Here is a 13,050-nt window from a genome sequence, read left to right as displayed (position 1 = left end):
TCACAATGGACATGAACCAATATTTATCCATGTTTATTGATGAGTCTAATGATCATCTGCAATCGCTTAACGAAAACATGCTTCAACTTGAAGGCAATCCGGAAGACCTGGGCATAGTTCAGGTTATATTCCGCTCTGCTCATACCTTGAAGGGTATGGCAGCAACTATGGGCTTTGAAGATTTGGCATCACTGACACATAAAATGGAAAATGTGTTGGATCTGGTTCGTAATGAGAAGTTGAAAATGCAGGATTACATTTTTGATACCATGTTCAAGAGTCTGGACGCTTTGGAAACTATGGTTCAGGATATTACCGAAGGTGGACAAGGTAAAGCAGATGTGTCGTCAATCGTAGCTTCACTTCAAGCCATTGAAAATGGTGAAATGACAAACGGAAATGGACCTGCTACAGAAACAAACAAGCCGGCTAACGCTTCAATCTCTTCGGCTGTGGAGCTGGATGAATTCCAATATTCAGTGCTGGATCAGTCGATCGCCGAAGGTCATCGTGTGTTCTACGTGGATGTGCTTGTTAGCGAGCATAGCCAGTTAAAAGGTGTACGGGCTTATATGGTCTTTGATATGCTGGAACGTTCAGGTGAAGTCGTTAAAGCTTACCCATCCGTTCAGGATATTGAGCAGGAGAAGTTTGAGCGCAGTTTCTCGTTGTATTACATAACAACTAAAGAAGCGCACGAACTGGAAGAAGGCATCATGAGTATCTCTGAAATTGAAAGTGCAAAGCTCATTCAACTGGATCAGGAGACTCTCCAGCAGATGGCCAATCAGGTAGCAGCTACAGTTGAAGCGCCACCCGCACCAACAGCTGTAGCTGAGGTTCCTTCGCCAGATAAGAATTCTGTACCCAAAGAAGAAGCCACAACGGCACCAGCTAAAACAGCTGCACCGAAGCAAGCTGCTGCACCTTCACGTACCATTCGTGTGGATATTGAACGTCTCGACGTATTGATGAACCTGTTCAGTGAATTGTTGATTGACCGTTCACGTCTGGAGCAACTGGCCAGTGAAACAGGCAACAATGATTTATCCGATACAGTAGCTCATTTAAGTCGAGTTAGCACAGATTTGCAAAATATTGTACTGAAATTGCGGATGGTTCCGGTAGATACCGTATTTAATCGATTCCCGCGCATGATCCGTGATCTGGCTAAGACACTTGATAAAAAAATCGATCTGGTGATTACAGGTGCTGAGACGGAACTGGATCGTACGGTAATTGATGAGATTGGTGATCCGCTTGTGCATTTACTGCGTAACGCGGTTGACCATGGTGTGGAATCCATTGCAGAGCGTGTAGCTGCAGGTAAACCAGAGATGGGTACAGTAAACCTGCGTGCCTTCCACAGTGGAAATCACGTATTTATCGAGATTGAAGATGATGGTAAAGGTATCTATCGCGACAAGCTTTTGAAAACCGCGATCAAACGTGGTGTTGTAACCGAAGAACAAGGTGCCAAGATGAGTGACGATGAAGTGAATCAACTGTTGTTCGCACCTGGTTTTAGTACTGCTGATATTATCTCGGATATCTCTGGCCGGGGCGTTGGCTTGGATGTAGTAAAATCGAAGATTACTTCGCTTGGCGGTAATGTAACGATTCATTCAACTCCAGGCAAAGGCACGAACTTCTCTGTTCAGCTTCCGTTGACACTATCCATTATTGCTGCAATGCTTGTACGACTTGGTTCTGAGAAATATGCTGTTCCGTTGTCCTCCATTGTAGAGACGGCCATTGTACAACGTGAGCAAGTTCGTAATATTCACGGCAATAAAATGATCACATTCCGTGAGTCACTGATTCCGTACTTGTCTTTGAGCGAAGTATTCTCTGTACCGGATTTCAATGATGCTGATGAGCAAGAAACAGAAATTGTCGTGATTCGCAAAGGCGACCGTCTTGCAGCCGTAGCTGTTGAAGAATTTATTGGACAAAGTGAGATTGTTCTCAAATCAATGGGAACCTATCTTCCTGCTATTGAAGGAATCTCTGGAGCAACCATTCTCGGAGATGGACAAGTAGCCCTGATTCTTGATCCTAATGCATTTATTAAATAAGCATAGAGCTAAGTCTTACATTTAATAGGGAGGTTTTTTACATGGAAGAAGAGTTGAAAGTCATCGTCTTTAAATTGGGTTCCGAAGAGTATGGTATTGAGGTAGACAAGGTTCAGACGATTGAGCGCATGATGCCAATTACCCGTGTTCCCAAGACACTTTCCTTTGTAAAAGGAGTTATTAATCTACGCGGTGTTGTAATTCCGGTCATTGATCTACGCGGTCGTTTCTCCCTTCCGGAAACGGAATACACGGATCAGACTCGTATTGTTATCGTAGGTGTAGACGACATGCAAGTTGGCTTTATCGTAGATTCTGCCAATGATGTTATTGATATCAAGAGCAGTGCGATCGATAGCCCACCAGAAGTGGTTGGCGGCGTCAAAGCGAGATACCTGCGAGGTGTTGCTAAATTGGAAGATTCACGCTTGTTGATCATGCTCAACCTAAACGAAGTATTAAATAAAAGCGAGATTGTACAGCTGGAAAGTGTTGAGGGCTAGTACCGTGGAGATGTTCAACCGATTTGAGGTATTCCAGATGGATGTGCTCAAAGAGGTCGGTAACATTGGAGCAGGCAACGCCGCAACGGCGTTGTCTCAACTCCTCAACAGACCGATTGACATGGGTGTACCTACAGTACAAATGCTCCCTTTTGAAGAAGTTGCCGAAAAAGTGGGCGGAGATGAACGCATCGTGGTTACCGTGTTTCTTCGTGTAGAAGGCGAGGCACCGGGAAATCTTTTCTTTATGATGACACCAGAGGCTGCTAAAATGTTGTTAAATAGACTTGCCGGGTTTGATCTGAAAGAAGGACTTGATTTTACAGATATGGAACAATCAGCGCTTTCCGAGATTGGAAATATTTTGGCTGGATCCTATCTTTCTTCTCTGGCAGATTTCACGAAGTTGTCTATGTATCCAACTGTCCCTGGACTTGCCATCGACATGGCAGGTGCCATTCTAAGTTATGGCTTGCTGCAATTTGGCGAGATGGGTGACGCTGCATTGTTGATTGACACATCTTTCTTTGAAGGTGAAGATCAAGTTGAGGGTCAGTTTTTCCTCATTCCGGATCCACCATCCTTTGCAAAGATATTTGAATCGCTAGGGGTGCCACTGAGCTATGATTGAGGACAAAAGCGTCGTTAAAGTCGGTATGGCGGATTTAAACATCGCTCATCTTCCTGGTGTAATCCGTACGACTGGCTTGGGTTCGTGTGTGGGATTAACAATGTATGACCCACATTTGAAGCTGGCTGGAATGGCGCATGTCATGCTTCCTACTTCAGAGATCGCCCGTGAAGGGAAACTGAACACTGCGAAATATGCGGACACGGCGTTGCCTGAGCTTTTGGAAAAGATGATTAAACTAGGCGCTTCTCGCTCACGTATTGTGTCTAAAATGGCCGGAGGCTCTCAGATGTTTGCCTTTGCTGGCGCTGGAGATACAATGCGTATTGGACCAAGGAATGCAGATTCTTGTCGAGAGTGGCTTCAAAAACTCAATATCCCTCTTCTAGCAGAAGATACGGGTGGGAATTATGGACGAACGATTGAGATGGATTGTGAAACTGGACTTTTGACTATTCGAAGCGTACAAATGGGTGTAAAGGAACTATAAGACTATGATAGGAAACTACCGCATTAATCTTGGAGCAGGCATCGTTGGGTTTATTCTTACTTTTTTTGTAGCATACAGCAGCAATGTGCTGATGACCAGTTTAATTCGCGGATTGATCGGATTCGTAGCCTGGTTTGTCCTTGCATATGGTTTACGCTGGGGATTGGGATTGCTGCTGAACCCTCAGATCGAGGGAAATGGGTATGGTTATGATTCATCAAGTGCTCAAGATCAAAGAGGTTCACAGGTGGACATTAAAATCGAAGACGATGGACAAGAGCTGAATGATTTGCTCAAGAGTGGACAGAACGCTTCATCTGGGGACGATCTTCCGCCATCTGAGACGAAAGCTCCAACGGGATTCGCCCCTTTGGATCCGCCTAAACTTGTCCGGACCAAGGATCCGGAGGAATTGGCGCAGGCCGTTCGTCACCTGACAGACAAATAAGGAGGGTGAAAGTAATTGAACGAGCGTAAAGCTTCACATTTGAACCATTCTGATCTGTGGGAAAAGTGGAAAGAACATGGAGATCTTGAAGCCAAGAAAACGTTGATTGAAAAGTATCTTCATATTGTAAATTATGTATCCGGTCGACTGGCTGTTGGTTTACCCAAAAATGTTCCCAAGGATGACTTGGAGAGCAATGGCGTTATGGGGTTAATTGATGCATTGGAGAAGTTCGACTATGAACGTGGTCTGCAATTTGAAACTTATGCATCATGGAGGGTCCGCGGAGCCATTCTTGACGGTCTGCGTCAAGGTGATTGGGTTCCGCGTTCTGTGCGTGAGAAGGCCAAGCGAATTGAAGACGCCTACCAACAGCTGGAACAAAGTTATCTCAGGTCTGTTAGTGATGAGGAAATGAGCGAGTACTTGGACGTATCCACTAAAGATTTTCAACATATGCTTCAGGAAGTGGCAGTCATGTCACTTTGCTCGTTGGAGGACCCAATTCGTGAGGAAGAGTCTGAGACTCGTCTGTCTTTGATGGTGGATGAGAAAGCCAAAAATCCGGATTATAAAGTGAATGAGTTTTATTTGAAGGAAGCTTTGGTGCAAGGGCTTGACAAGTTGACGGTAAAAGAGAGAACGGTTGTTTCACTCTTGTATTACGAAGATCTTTCTCTTAGTGAAATTGCTGAGGTTATGTCTCTTTCTCCGTCTCGTATATCCCAGTTACATTCCAAGGCAATATTACGATTACGCGGCACGTTGGACAAACAGAAAGATTTGTTGATGCGTAAAGATTAATAGAGAGAAGTAATATCATTGGAGTTTGGGGAGTGGAAAGTCTAAAAGGGGGAAGAATTGCGGTGACACAGCGGACTGCTTTGGAACAATGTTTAAACATTGTTTTATCGGACGACAAATGCACAGCCTACCTTGAATTTTCCAAAGAGGAAGAAGGCTTTGCCTGCACGATCGATGAACTTGAACAATTTGTGGCAAACAAGGGCATCAAACAAGGTGTATCGCGAGAGGCATTATTACTTTTTGTGAGCAACCCTGAAACCTATTTGAAAGATAAATACAAGATTGCAGAAGGTGTCGCTCCCATTCAAGGAACAGATGGATTCATCAAGGTTCTGGTTGGAATGGACGATACGAATGAACGACGACCACTGGAATCGGAAGATGGAACTGTCGATTACAAAGAAGTGACCCGGTTAAACAATGTCCGTAGTGGCCAGATCATTGCAGAGCGGATCGCTCCTAGCGATGGCATACCAGGCAGGGCAGTAACGGGTGAGGAAATTCCTTATCGTCCGGGAAAAGAAGCTCGGTTTAAAGTTGGGAAAAACGTTGTGATTAACCCGGATGGTTCTGCGATGTATGCTGCACTGGATGGGCTGGTTACCAAAACGGACGGTAACAAACTGAATGTGTTTCCGGTTTATGAAGTCAATGGTGACGTTGACTACAATAACGGTAATATCGACTTTGTAGGCACAGTTGTCATACGAGGCAATGTACTTACCGGATTTAAAGTAAAAGCAGCAGGGGACATTCGTGTCGTCGGAGGTGTCGAAGGAGCTGAACTGGAAGCAGGCGGCTCAATCGAAATTACCGGTGGTATTATTGGTTATAACAAAGGACTGGTACAAGCAGGCCATAATGTTAAATGTACTTTCATTCAAGAAGGCAACGTAGATGCCGGTGAAGATGTTCTGGTTTCCCAAAGTATTATGCATTCCAATATTCGTGCTGGCCACGGTGTCATCTGTGCGGGAACCAAAGGTCTTATTGTTGGTGGCTCGATCCAGGCTGGTCAGAACGTCTCAGCGCGTATTGTGGGCAACAGCATGTCCACGGTCACTTCCATTGAAGTTGGTGTGCTACCAAAGCTGCGTAACGAACTCAATGATTTGCGTAAGGAAGTCAGAGAACAGATGGATTCCTTGGACAAAACGAAGAAAGCTTTGACATTGCTGGATCAATTAGCTGCCGCTGGACAACTAACTCCAGATAAAATGTCGATGCGAATCAAGCTGAATGCTACGCAGAAATCTGCTCTTCGTATAAGTGAAGAAACGAAAATGCGTATCTTTGAAATTGAAAAGGCACTTGAAGATACAAGTAATGCTCGTGTTGATATTCTGAAGATGATTTATGGAGGCTCTAAAATAGTTATCGGCAGATACACGAAATTTATTAAAGATCCAGTGAGTCGAATTTCATTTTATTATCACGATGGTGATATTACGATGGTTCCATACGTTTAAGTACAGCATTCAGGCACAGGAAGAAATCCATTCGAAACCGTGAGGTGAGCGTATGAGTTTCAAAGCAGTGGAGTTGCAGATTGCGGTACCACGAACAAGTGAAGCGGGACGTTATCAAAGTGAAGCCCAGCAGCGACCGATTACGGATCAGAATCTTTTGGCAGAGCAAACGTCGAAAGAAGCAAATGAAGCAAGGCAACGAAGTGAAGGAATGGACGAAACTTCACAGACTTCGGTGCGTGATGGGCATAACCATGATGGAGATCAGCAGAGTGGTTCCGATGGACAGGAGACGGTTCAGGCTCAAGCTCAAGAAACTGTGAAACCTGCAGAGCACCCTTACAAGGGAAAACACATAGATCTGTCTTTATAATAAATGGTTGTTATGGACATGCAGTCTTGCGCACCGATGGTTGAATCAGAAGGAGAGAACCCAATTTGTCACCATGGATCATTATTGTCATATTAGGGGCCTGCGCCATCGCCTACGCTTGTATTATGCCTCGGAAAAACAAGGCGCAAGAGCCTGGGCATCAACTGGTGCAGGAGATGGAATCTACGCTTGAACACTACATGACCGAGATCGAAAATGATAATGATGCTCTTATTCAACGTGTGGCTGAAATGAAGGGAGAAGCGACAGCAGCCGATCAACGTATGCAATTGCAACTTCAGGAATTACAGCAGCGGTTGGATCAGCTGGAACAGAGCAAAAAGAATGAAGCTGTCGCATCACCTGTTCCACACTCCGGTAATGTATCCGTACAATCTTCCGAAGGTTTGCAAGCACAAGCGCTCGTGAAAAGTGTACAAGCAGAGGCGGCCCAGCAGGCGTTAGAAGCAGACCAACAGACCAGTGAAGTCGAATCTTTGCCTGGGCGTGAATCGATTAAAGATCGATATGCAGAACTCTTTAATCTACATGCTGAAGGTAAGTCGATGGATGCCATATCCAAGCAGACAGGCATTCAGCGAGGTGAGGTACAGTTAATACTGCAACTGGCAGAACGGGAGGAAAGCTAAGTCATGGACAAGCGATCCTTATGGATTGGTCTGGGGAGCGGCATGATTATTGGTGCGGTTTTGCTTCAACTGGCCACAGTTGGACAAAATGCATTGTCGGATAGTAATCTGGACCCCGAGCAGACTGCCAATATGACCAAAGAACAGCTTGAAACGGCCGCGAAAACCTTGGATATGAAGTTGGTCGGTTCTGAAGAGGAACTATACACAGAAGCAGAGTGGGTGGCAAAGAAAAAGCAGGAGAGCAGTGAGTTGCAGGGGAGTACAGCAACACCGCCAGAGACAGCAACCTCTACGGAAACACCTACCGAGCCTGAGAAGCCACAAGAGCCTGCTGCAAGTGAAGGTGAAGGGCAGAAAGAGATAACTGAGCCGAAGACAACAGAACCTGTAACGCCAAGCAATCCGAAAGGCGCAACAGTATCATTTAAAGTACGTTCAGGCAACAGTCTGGCGATCGTTGCAGCAAACCTAAAAACTGCGGGAATCGTAGATGATGCTCAAGCATTCATAAAGGCTGGCAAGGCTGAGCGAATCAATACCAAAATCCAGGTGGGTACCTATGCGCTTGAAAAAGGCGAAAGTTTCAAATCCATTATCGCAAAAATCACGAAAGAACCGTCAAACTGAGCATGCTCGGACAGGACGGTTTTTGCGTATTAAACGGTACATTTTCAAAGCTTGATAATAATTAGCGCCTGAGTTACATATCAAGTTTAAAATGATTCGATACTAGCAAAAAACGAAAAGTAGATTTTAGCTTCAAAGACTGTTGCATCGGACAGTCAGTTATGCTATATTAGATAACGGTGTTAAAACACACGCATGTGCTAATTTTGTTGAGGGTGCTTTCCTTATGGAGAGTCTTGGCGAAAAATGATGCCGGCGGAGGACACAATAAAAACCATATTAGGAGGTGTGTGAAGATGGCAGTAATCTCCATGAAGCAGCTTCTCGAAGCTGGGGTACACTTCGGTCACCAAACTCGTCGTTGGAACCCAAAAATGGATCGTTATATCTTCACTGAAAGAAACGGAATTTACATCATCGATTTGCAAAAAACGGTGAAAAAAGTCGAAGAGGCTTACAATTTCGTTAAAGGAATCGCAGGAGAGAATGGTAAAATTCTTTTCGTGGGCACTAAGAAACAAGCTCAAGATTCTGTTAAAGAAGAAGCTGAACGTGCTGGTCAATTCTACATTAACCAACGCTGGCTCGGCGGTACCCTGACTAACTTCCAAACTATTCAAAAACGTATTGATCGTTTGAAACAGTTGGAAGCTTGGGAAGAAGACGGTACATTCGCTGTATTGCCTAAAAAAGAAGTTATCTTGCTTCGCAAAGAAAAAGATCGTCTGGAGAAATTCTTGGGCGGTATTAAAAATATGAAAGGCCTGCCAAGCGCCCTGTTCATCATCGATCCACGCAAAGAGCGTATCGCTGTTGCGGAAGCTCGCAAATTGGGTATCCCAATTGTTGGTATCGTTGATACTAACTGCGATCCGGATGAGATCGATTATGTTATTCCAGGTAATGACGACGCGATCCGAGCTGTTAAATTGCTGACAGGTAAAATGGCTGATGCTGTAATCGAAGCTAACCAAGGCGAAGAAACTTCCGCTTAATAGATTCGAACATATGTTATAAACTAAATGAAAAGGGTGGTTGGCAGGTGGATAACCTCTCACTGCCCTTTTTTTAGAGTGTACGTACAATACTTAATGTTGGAGGGAATTTATAATGGCAGTTAATGCGAGTGCAGTAAAAGAACTTCGCGAAAGAACGGGCGCTGGTATGCTCGATTGCAAAAAAGCACTGGAAGAAGCAAACGGTGATGTAACAAAAGCAGCTGAATTGTTGCGTGAGAAAGGTCTTTCTGCAGCAGCAAGCAAAGCAGGCCGTGCAGCAACTGAAGGCGTTGTTGAATCTTACATCCACGCTGGTGGACGTATTGGTGTCTTGGTTGAAGTTAACTGTGAAACAGACTTCGTTGGTAAAACGGATCAATTTAAGGATTTCGTTAAAGATGTAGCTATGCAAATCGCTGCAGCTAATCCTAAATTCGTCACACGTGAAGAAGTTCCTGCAGATGAGCTGGAAAAAGAAAAAGAAATTCTGAAAGCTCAAGCTCTTAACGAAGGCAAACCAGAAAAAATCATTGAAAAAATGGTTGAAGGCCGTATCGGTAAATACTACGAAGAGTACTGCCTGCTGGAACAAACTTTCGTTAAAGATCCAGACAAAACGATCTCTCAATTGCTGAACGAAAAAATCAGCCAAATTGGTGAAAACATCTCCATCCGTCGTTTCGTTCGTTACGAACTGGGTGAAGGTCTTGAGAAAAAAGTAGACAACTTCGTAGAAGAAGTAATGTCCCAAGTAAACAAATAAGACGGTTTCTATAAACCGGCGAGCAGAATTGATTTTCGAAGATATAAGAATGATGAAACTTCGAAGCGTAAACTCCCTTATATCTCAGGAAAACAGTGCCTTACCGGTTAAACGTTTTTCCTAAAAGAGCGGAACACAACTGTGTTCCTTTCTTTTTAAGCAGGAGGCCATGCGCGAGAAGTTTTGTTGGTTGAACACCAAGCGTGTTCGATTCAAAGTGGAGGGTGAATAATTGGAACAGCCAGTATTTAAACGTGTTGTCTTAAAGGTCAGCGGAGAGTCTCTTTCCGGTCAAAACGGCTACGGTATTGATGCAGATACGATCTCGTCGATTGCCCAACAGGTAAAAGAGGTTGTTGCACTTGGTGTACAGGTTGCTATTGTATGTGGCGGCGGAAACATCTGGCGTGGAATTGCCGGTAGCGAAAACGGCATCGATCGTGCAACTGCCGATTATATGGGTATGCTGGCGACAGTAATGAACTCGCTGGCACTGCAGGATGCTTTGGAACAGATTGAAGTGCCTACGCGTGTACAGACATCTATTGCAATGCAACAGATTGCAGAGCCTTATATTCGTCGTAGAGCTATTCGCCATCTGGAGAAAGGCCGGGTCGTTATTTTTGCAGCAGGTACAGGTAACCCGTTCTTTTCCACGGATACAACAGCAGCACTGCGCGCAGCGGAGATTGAAGCAGAAGTTATCTTGATGGCCAAAAATAAAGTTGATGGTGTATACTCAGCAGATCCGTTTAAGGACAGTACAGCTGTGAAATTTGATCAGTTGACTTACATGGATATTCTTAACAAAGACCTTGGTGTAATGGATTCAACGGCATCCTCGCTTTGTAAGGACAACAACATCCCGTTGATCGTATTTGCCATTACGGAACAAGGTAACATCAAACGTGTTGTTCTGGGCGAACGTATCGGAACAATCGTTAAAGGGAGTGTAGATTAATGCCACAAGCGGTTAAACAACATGCCGAAGAGCGTATGGAAAAAGCAATTCAAGCATTGCGTCGTGACCTGGCTACTTTGCGTGCAGGCCGCGCAACTCCAGCTCTTCTGGACCGAATTCAGGTAGAGTATTATGGAGCAATGACGCCATTGAATCAACTCGCTAATATCAGTACTCCGGATTCCCGTACACTGATGATTCAGCCTTGGGACAAATCCTCCATGAGTGACATCGAGCGTGCCATCATGAAATCGGATCTGGGTCTTACTCCAGCCAATGATGGTAGCATGATCCGTTTGTCTATTCCGGCATTGACGGAAGAACGCAGAGCGGAACTTGTTAAGCTGACGAAGAAGTTTGGTGAAGAAGGTAAAGTAGCGATTCGTAACATTCGCCGTGATGCGAATGATGACATCAAGAAACTGGAAAAGTCAGATATTTCCGAGGATGAATCCCGGAGACATCAAGATGATATCCAAAAATCGACCGACAAGTTTATTGCTGAAGTCGATAAGGTACTCGCTGCCAAAGAAAAAGAAATCATGGAAGTGTAAGACAAGCGCAGCCCCTCCAATACGGTGGGGTTTTGTCTCTTTTTCCAAGCTTCAGATAAAGAAACTTCAGGGATTTTGGAGGAACAGGAATGATCAAACGGGTTCGGTCGTGGTGGAATGGGGCTGACAAGCAGGAAACGCTGACTATATCCGAGGACAATATCCCGCAGCACGTCGCCATCATCATGGACGGCAATGGACGATGGGCCAAACGTTTGGGGCTGCCGCGTATAGCCGGGCACCAAAATGGCATGAAGGCGGTCAAACGTGCGACCATCGCGGCGGATGAACTGGGCATCAAATATCTGACGATGTACGCTTTTTCGACAGAAAACTGGACGCGTCCAAAAGAAGAAGTGGATTTTCTGATGCGACTTCCGCAAGAATTTCTAGCTATAGAGCTGGATGAACTTATAGAAAAAAATGTGCGCATTCGCATGATGGGTCAAGAGGAACATTTACCTTCTCATACCATTAATGCCTTGCGGGAAGCCATTCGTCTTACGGAACATAATACAGGTCTCGTTTTGAATTTTGCAATGAACTATGGAAGTCGTCGTGAAATGACGGACTGTGTTAAACAGATCGCTCTGCAGGTGAAATCGGGGGAACTATCGGCAGAGGATATAACACCTGAACTCATTGATAGACATATGCTGACGGTTGACATGCCTGATCCGGATCTGTTGATCCGGACGAGCGGAGAGTTGAGATTAAGCAACTTTATGCTTTGGCAGCTTGCATATAGTGAATTATGGTTTACGGATATATACTGGCCCGAATTTGGCAAAAAGCATTTGCTTGAAGCAGTAGCCGAATATCAGCGCAGAACAAGGCGTTACGGCGGTTTGAAATAGATGGAGGATGAAGCCGTTGAAACAGCGACTAACGACAGGAATCATAGCAGGTGTGTTGTTTTTAGGTTTTTGCATGCTGGGCGGACCCTGGTACCATGGTTTGGTATTGCTTATGGCTCTCATCGGTTATTATGAATTTGTTAAAATGACCGGGGTGATGCCTTTTTCAGGTGTGGCCCTGATTGGATATGCTGGTGTGTTTGCCATTGTGTTTCCTTGGGAAATGTTTTGGGAGGCAAGACCGCTATCCTTATTTCAGGTCATCTGGATAGTAATGCTTGTACTGATGACAGCTTCGGTTGTCACCAAAAATAAGGTTCCCGTGAATACAGTGGCCATGCTTTTCCTCGGCGTGTTGTATATAGGGATCGGTTTCTATTACATTGCAGAATCCAGACATCTGCATCATGGGTTGTTCTGGACGTTCCTGTTGCTGGGCTCCATATGGGCCAGTGATGCAGGAGCTTATTTTGTAGGGAAACTCATTGGTAAAAACAAACTGTGGCCTTCTATCAGTCCAAACAAAACTATAGAGGGTGCACTGGGTGGCATCGTAATTGCAATTGTTACTTCTGTTATTTTTGCATTAGTATCAGATGGTTTGCTTTCCTGGCAGAGAGCGATTGTGATCGGAATTGCCTGTGCAGTTGTAGGTCAGATGGGTGACTTGATCCAGTCTGCATACAAACGTGTATATAATATCAAGGATTCAGGCAGTCTTCTCCCAGGGCATGGAGGCATTCTTGATCGGTGCGACAGCTGGATTGTTGTTTTTCCATTCGTACATATACTAATGCTACTGCCCTACTAAAGAAGAACATGAGTCTGAGATAACAGC

Annotated in this window: 16 protein-coding genes; all 16 read left to right on the top strand. The window is 44.8% G+C overall.

Annotated elements, in window-relative coordinates:
• Positions 1 to 5: 5 nt before the first annotated feature.
• The 16 genes from MHB71_RS13730 to MHB71_RS13655 all read left to right on the top strand — a co-directional run bounded on the left by MHB71_RS13730 (position 6) and on the right by MHB71_RS13655 (position 13,023).
• Entirely contained in the window at positions 6 to 2,078 is a 2,073-nt protein-coding gene (locus MHB71_RS13730; RefSeq protein ID WP_076249812.1) for a chemotaxis protein CheA, read from the top strand.
• A 41-nt stretch (positions 2,079 to 2,119) separates the two neighbouring features.
• Positions 2,120 to 2,581: a chemotaxis protein CheW gene (locus MHB71_RS13725; protein ID WP_036609340.1), complete on the top strand. Its 462-nt coding sequence runs from the start codon at positions 2,120 to 2,122 to the stop codon at positions 2,579 to 2,581.
• A gap of 10 nt (positions 2,582 to 2,591) precedes the next feature.
• Positions 2,592 to 3,212 carry a chemotaxis protein CheC gene (locus MHB71_RS13720; RefSeq protein ID WP_100529443.1) on the top strand — a complete coding sequence of 207 codons (621 nt, stop codon included), beginning with the start codon at positions 2,592 to 2,594 and terminating at the stop codon, positions 3,210 to 3,212.
• Positions 3,205 to 3,702 carry a chemotaxis protein CheD gene (locus tag MHB71_RS13715; RefSeq protein ID WP_091031874.1) on the top strand — a complete coding sequence of 166 codons (498 nt, stop codon included), beginning with the start codon at positions 3,205 to 3,207 and terminating at the stop codon, positions 3,700 to 3,702. Before MHB71_RS13720 ends, MHB71_RS13715 begins: the two co-directional genes overlap by 8 nt.
• 4 nt (positions 3,703 to 3,706) lie before the next feature.
• The gene (locus MHB71_RS13710; protein WP_253507499.1) at positions 3,707 to 4,150 is read left to right on the top strand and encodes a hypothetical protein; all 444 of its coding nucleotides are present in this window, start codon (positions 3,707 to 3,709) and stop codon (positions 4,148 to 4,150) included.
• Positions 4,151 to 4,165: 15 nt separating this feature from the next.
• Positions 4,166 to 4,954 carry a FliA/WhiG family RNA polymerase sigma factor gene (locus tag MHB71_RS13705; protein WP_017689160.1) on the top strand — a complete coding sequence of 263 codons (789 nt, stop codon included), beginning with the start codon at positions 4,166 to 4,168 and terminating at the stop codon, positions 4,952 to 4,954.
• A 62-nt stretch (positions 4,955 to 5,016) separates the two neighbouring features.
• Complete coding sequence (locus MHB71_RS13700) at positions 5,017 to 6,426, top strand: FapA family protein (protein WP_340029912.1); 1,410 nt, start codon at positions 5,017 to 5,019, stop codon at positions 6,424 to 6,426.
• 52 nt (positions 6,427 to 6,478) lie between these two features.
• On the top strand, positions 6,479 to 6,799 hold the full coding sequence (locus MHB71_RS13695; RefSeq protein ID WP_340029911.1) for a hypothetical protein: 321 nt from the start codon (positions 6,479 to 6,481) through the stop codon (positions 6,797 to 6,799).
• 65 nt (positions 6,800 to 6,864) lie between these two features.
• Complete coding sequence (locus MHB71_RS13690) at positions 6,865 to 7,449, top strand: hypothetical protein (protein ID WP_036609330.1); 585 nt, start codon at positions 6,865 to 6,867, stop codon at positions 7,447 to 7,449.
• 3 nt (positions 7,450 to 7,452) lie between these two features.
• The gene (locus MHB71_RS13685) at positions 7,453 to 8,079 is read left to right on the top strand and encodes an endolytic transglycosylase MltG (protein ID WP_036670382.1); all 627 of its coding nucleotides are present in this window, start codon (positions 7,453 to 7,455) and stop codon (positions 8,077 to 8,079) included.
• 296 nt (positions 8,080 to 8,375) lie between these two features.
• Positions 8,376 to 9,074: a 30S ribosomal protein S2 gene (gene rpsB / locus MHB71_RS13680; protein WP_017689155.1), complete on the top strand. Its 699-nt coding sequence runs from the start codon at positions 8,376 to 8,378 to the stop codon at positions 9,072 to 9,074.
• A 115-nt stretch (positions 9,075 to 9,189) separates the two neighbouring features.
• Entirely contained in the window at positions 9,190 to 9,840 is a 651-nt protein-coding gene (tsf, locus tag MHB71_RS13675; RefSeq protein WP_036609326.1) for a translation elongation factor Ts, read from the top strand.
• Positions 9,841 to 10,072: 232 nt separating this feature from the next.
• The gene (gene pyrH / locus MHB71_RS13670; RefSeq protein ID WP_017689153.1) at positions 10,073 to 10,801 is read left to right on the top strand and encodes a UMP kinase; all 729 of its coding nucleotides are present in this window, start codon (positions 10,073 to 10,075) and stop codon (positions 10,799 to 10,801) included.
• Positions 10,801 to 11,355 (top strand): ribosome recycling factor, encoded by a 555-nt coding sequence (gene frr / locus MHB71_RS13665; RefSeq protein ID WP_036670384.1) that lies wholly within the window; start codon positions 10,801 to 10,803, stop codon positions 11,353 to 11,355. Before pyrH ends, frr begins: the two co-directional genes overlap by 1 nt.
• Before the next feature lie 89 nt (positions 11,356 to 11,444).
• Entirely contained in the window at positions 11,445 to 12,212 is a 768-nt protein-coding gene (locus tag MHB71_RS13660) for an isoprenyl transferase (protein ID WP_017689151.1), read from the top strand.
• 16 nt (positions 12,213 to 12,228) lie between these two features.
• Positions 12,229 to 13,023 carry a phosphatidate cytidylyltransferase gene (locus tag MHB71_RS13655; RefSeq protein ID WP_036670385.1) on the top strand — a complete coding sequence of 265 codons (795 nt, stop codon included), beginning with the start codon at positions 12,229 to 12,231 and terminating at the stop codon, positions 13,021 to 13,023.
• Positions 13,024 to 13,050 lie beyond the last annotated feature (27 nt).

This window comes from Paenibacillus sp. FSL H7-0940 (assembly GCF_037979415.1).
Taxonomy (GTDB): Bacteria; Bacillota; Bacilli; order Paenibacillales; family Paenibacillaceae; genus Paenibacillus; species Paenibacillus amylolyticus.
The sequence above is the reverse complement of the archived record's forward strand: the minus strand, read 5'-3'. Positions and strand labels throughout refer to the sequence as shown.

Excerpts from the sequence above, each read along its gene's own strand:
- MHB71_RS13720 (WP_100529443.1), top strand. The coding sequence starts at position 2,592 with ATGTTCAACCGATTTGAGGTATTCCAGATGGATGTGCTCAAAGAGGTC.
- MHB71_RS13715 (WP_091031874.1), top strand. The coding sequence starts at position 3,205 with ATGATTGAGGACAAAAGCGTCGTTAAAGTCGGTATGGCGGATTTAAAC.
- frr (WP_036670384.1), top strand. The coding sequence starts at position 10,801 with ATGCCACAAGCGGTTAAACAACATGCCGAAGAGCGTATGGAAAAAGCA.
- MHB71_RS13730 (WP_076249812.1), top strand. The coding sequence starts at position 6 with ATGGACATGAACCAATATTTATCCATGTTTATTGATGAGTCTAATGAT.
- MHB71_RS13710 (WP_253507499.1), top strand. The coding sequence starts at position 3,707 with ATGATAGGAAACTACCGCATTAATCTTGGAGCAGGCATCGTTGGGTTT.
- MHB71_RS13695 (WP_340029911.1), top strand. The coding sequence starts at position 6,479 with ATGAGTTTCAAAGCAGTGGAGTTGCAGATTGCGGTACCACGAACAAGT.
- tsf (WP_036609326.1), top strand. The coding sequence starts at position 9,190 with ATGGCAGTTAATGCGAGTGCAGTAAAAGAACTTCGCGAAAGAACGGGC.
- rpsB (WP_017689155.1), top strand. The coding sequence starts at position 8,376 with ATGGCAGTAATCTCCATGAAGCAGCTTCTCGAAGCTGGGGTACACTTC.
- MHB71_RS13725 (WP_036609340.1), top strand. The coding sequence starts at position 2,120 with ATGGAAGAAGAGTTGAAAGTCATCGTCTTTAAATTGGGTTCCGAAGAG.
- MHB71_RS13660 (WP_017689151.1), top strand. The coding sequence starts at position 11,445 with ATGATCAAACGGGTTCGGTCGTGGTGGAATGGGGCTGACAAGCAGGAA.
- MHB71_RS13685 (WP_036670382.1), top strand. The coding sequence starts at position 7,453 with ATGGACAAGCGATCCTTATGGATTGGTCTGGGGAGCGGCATGATTATT.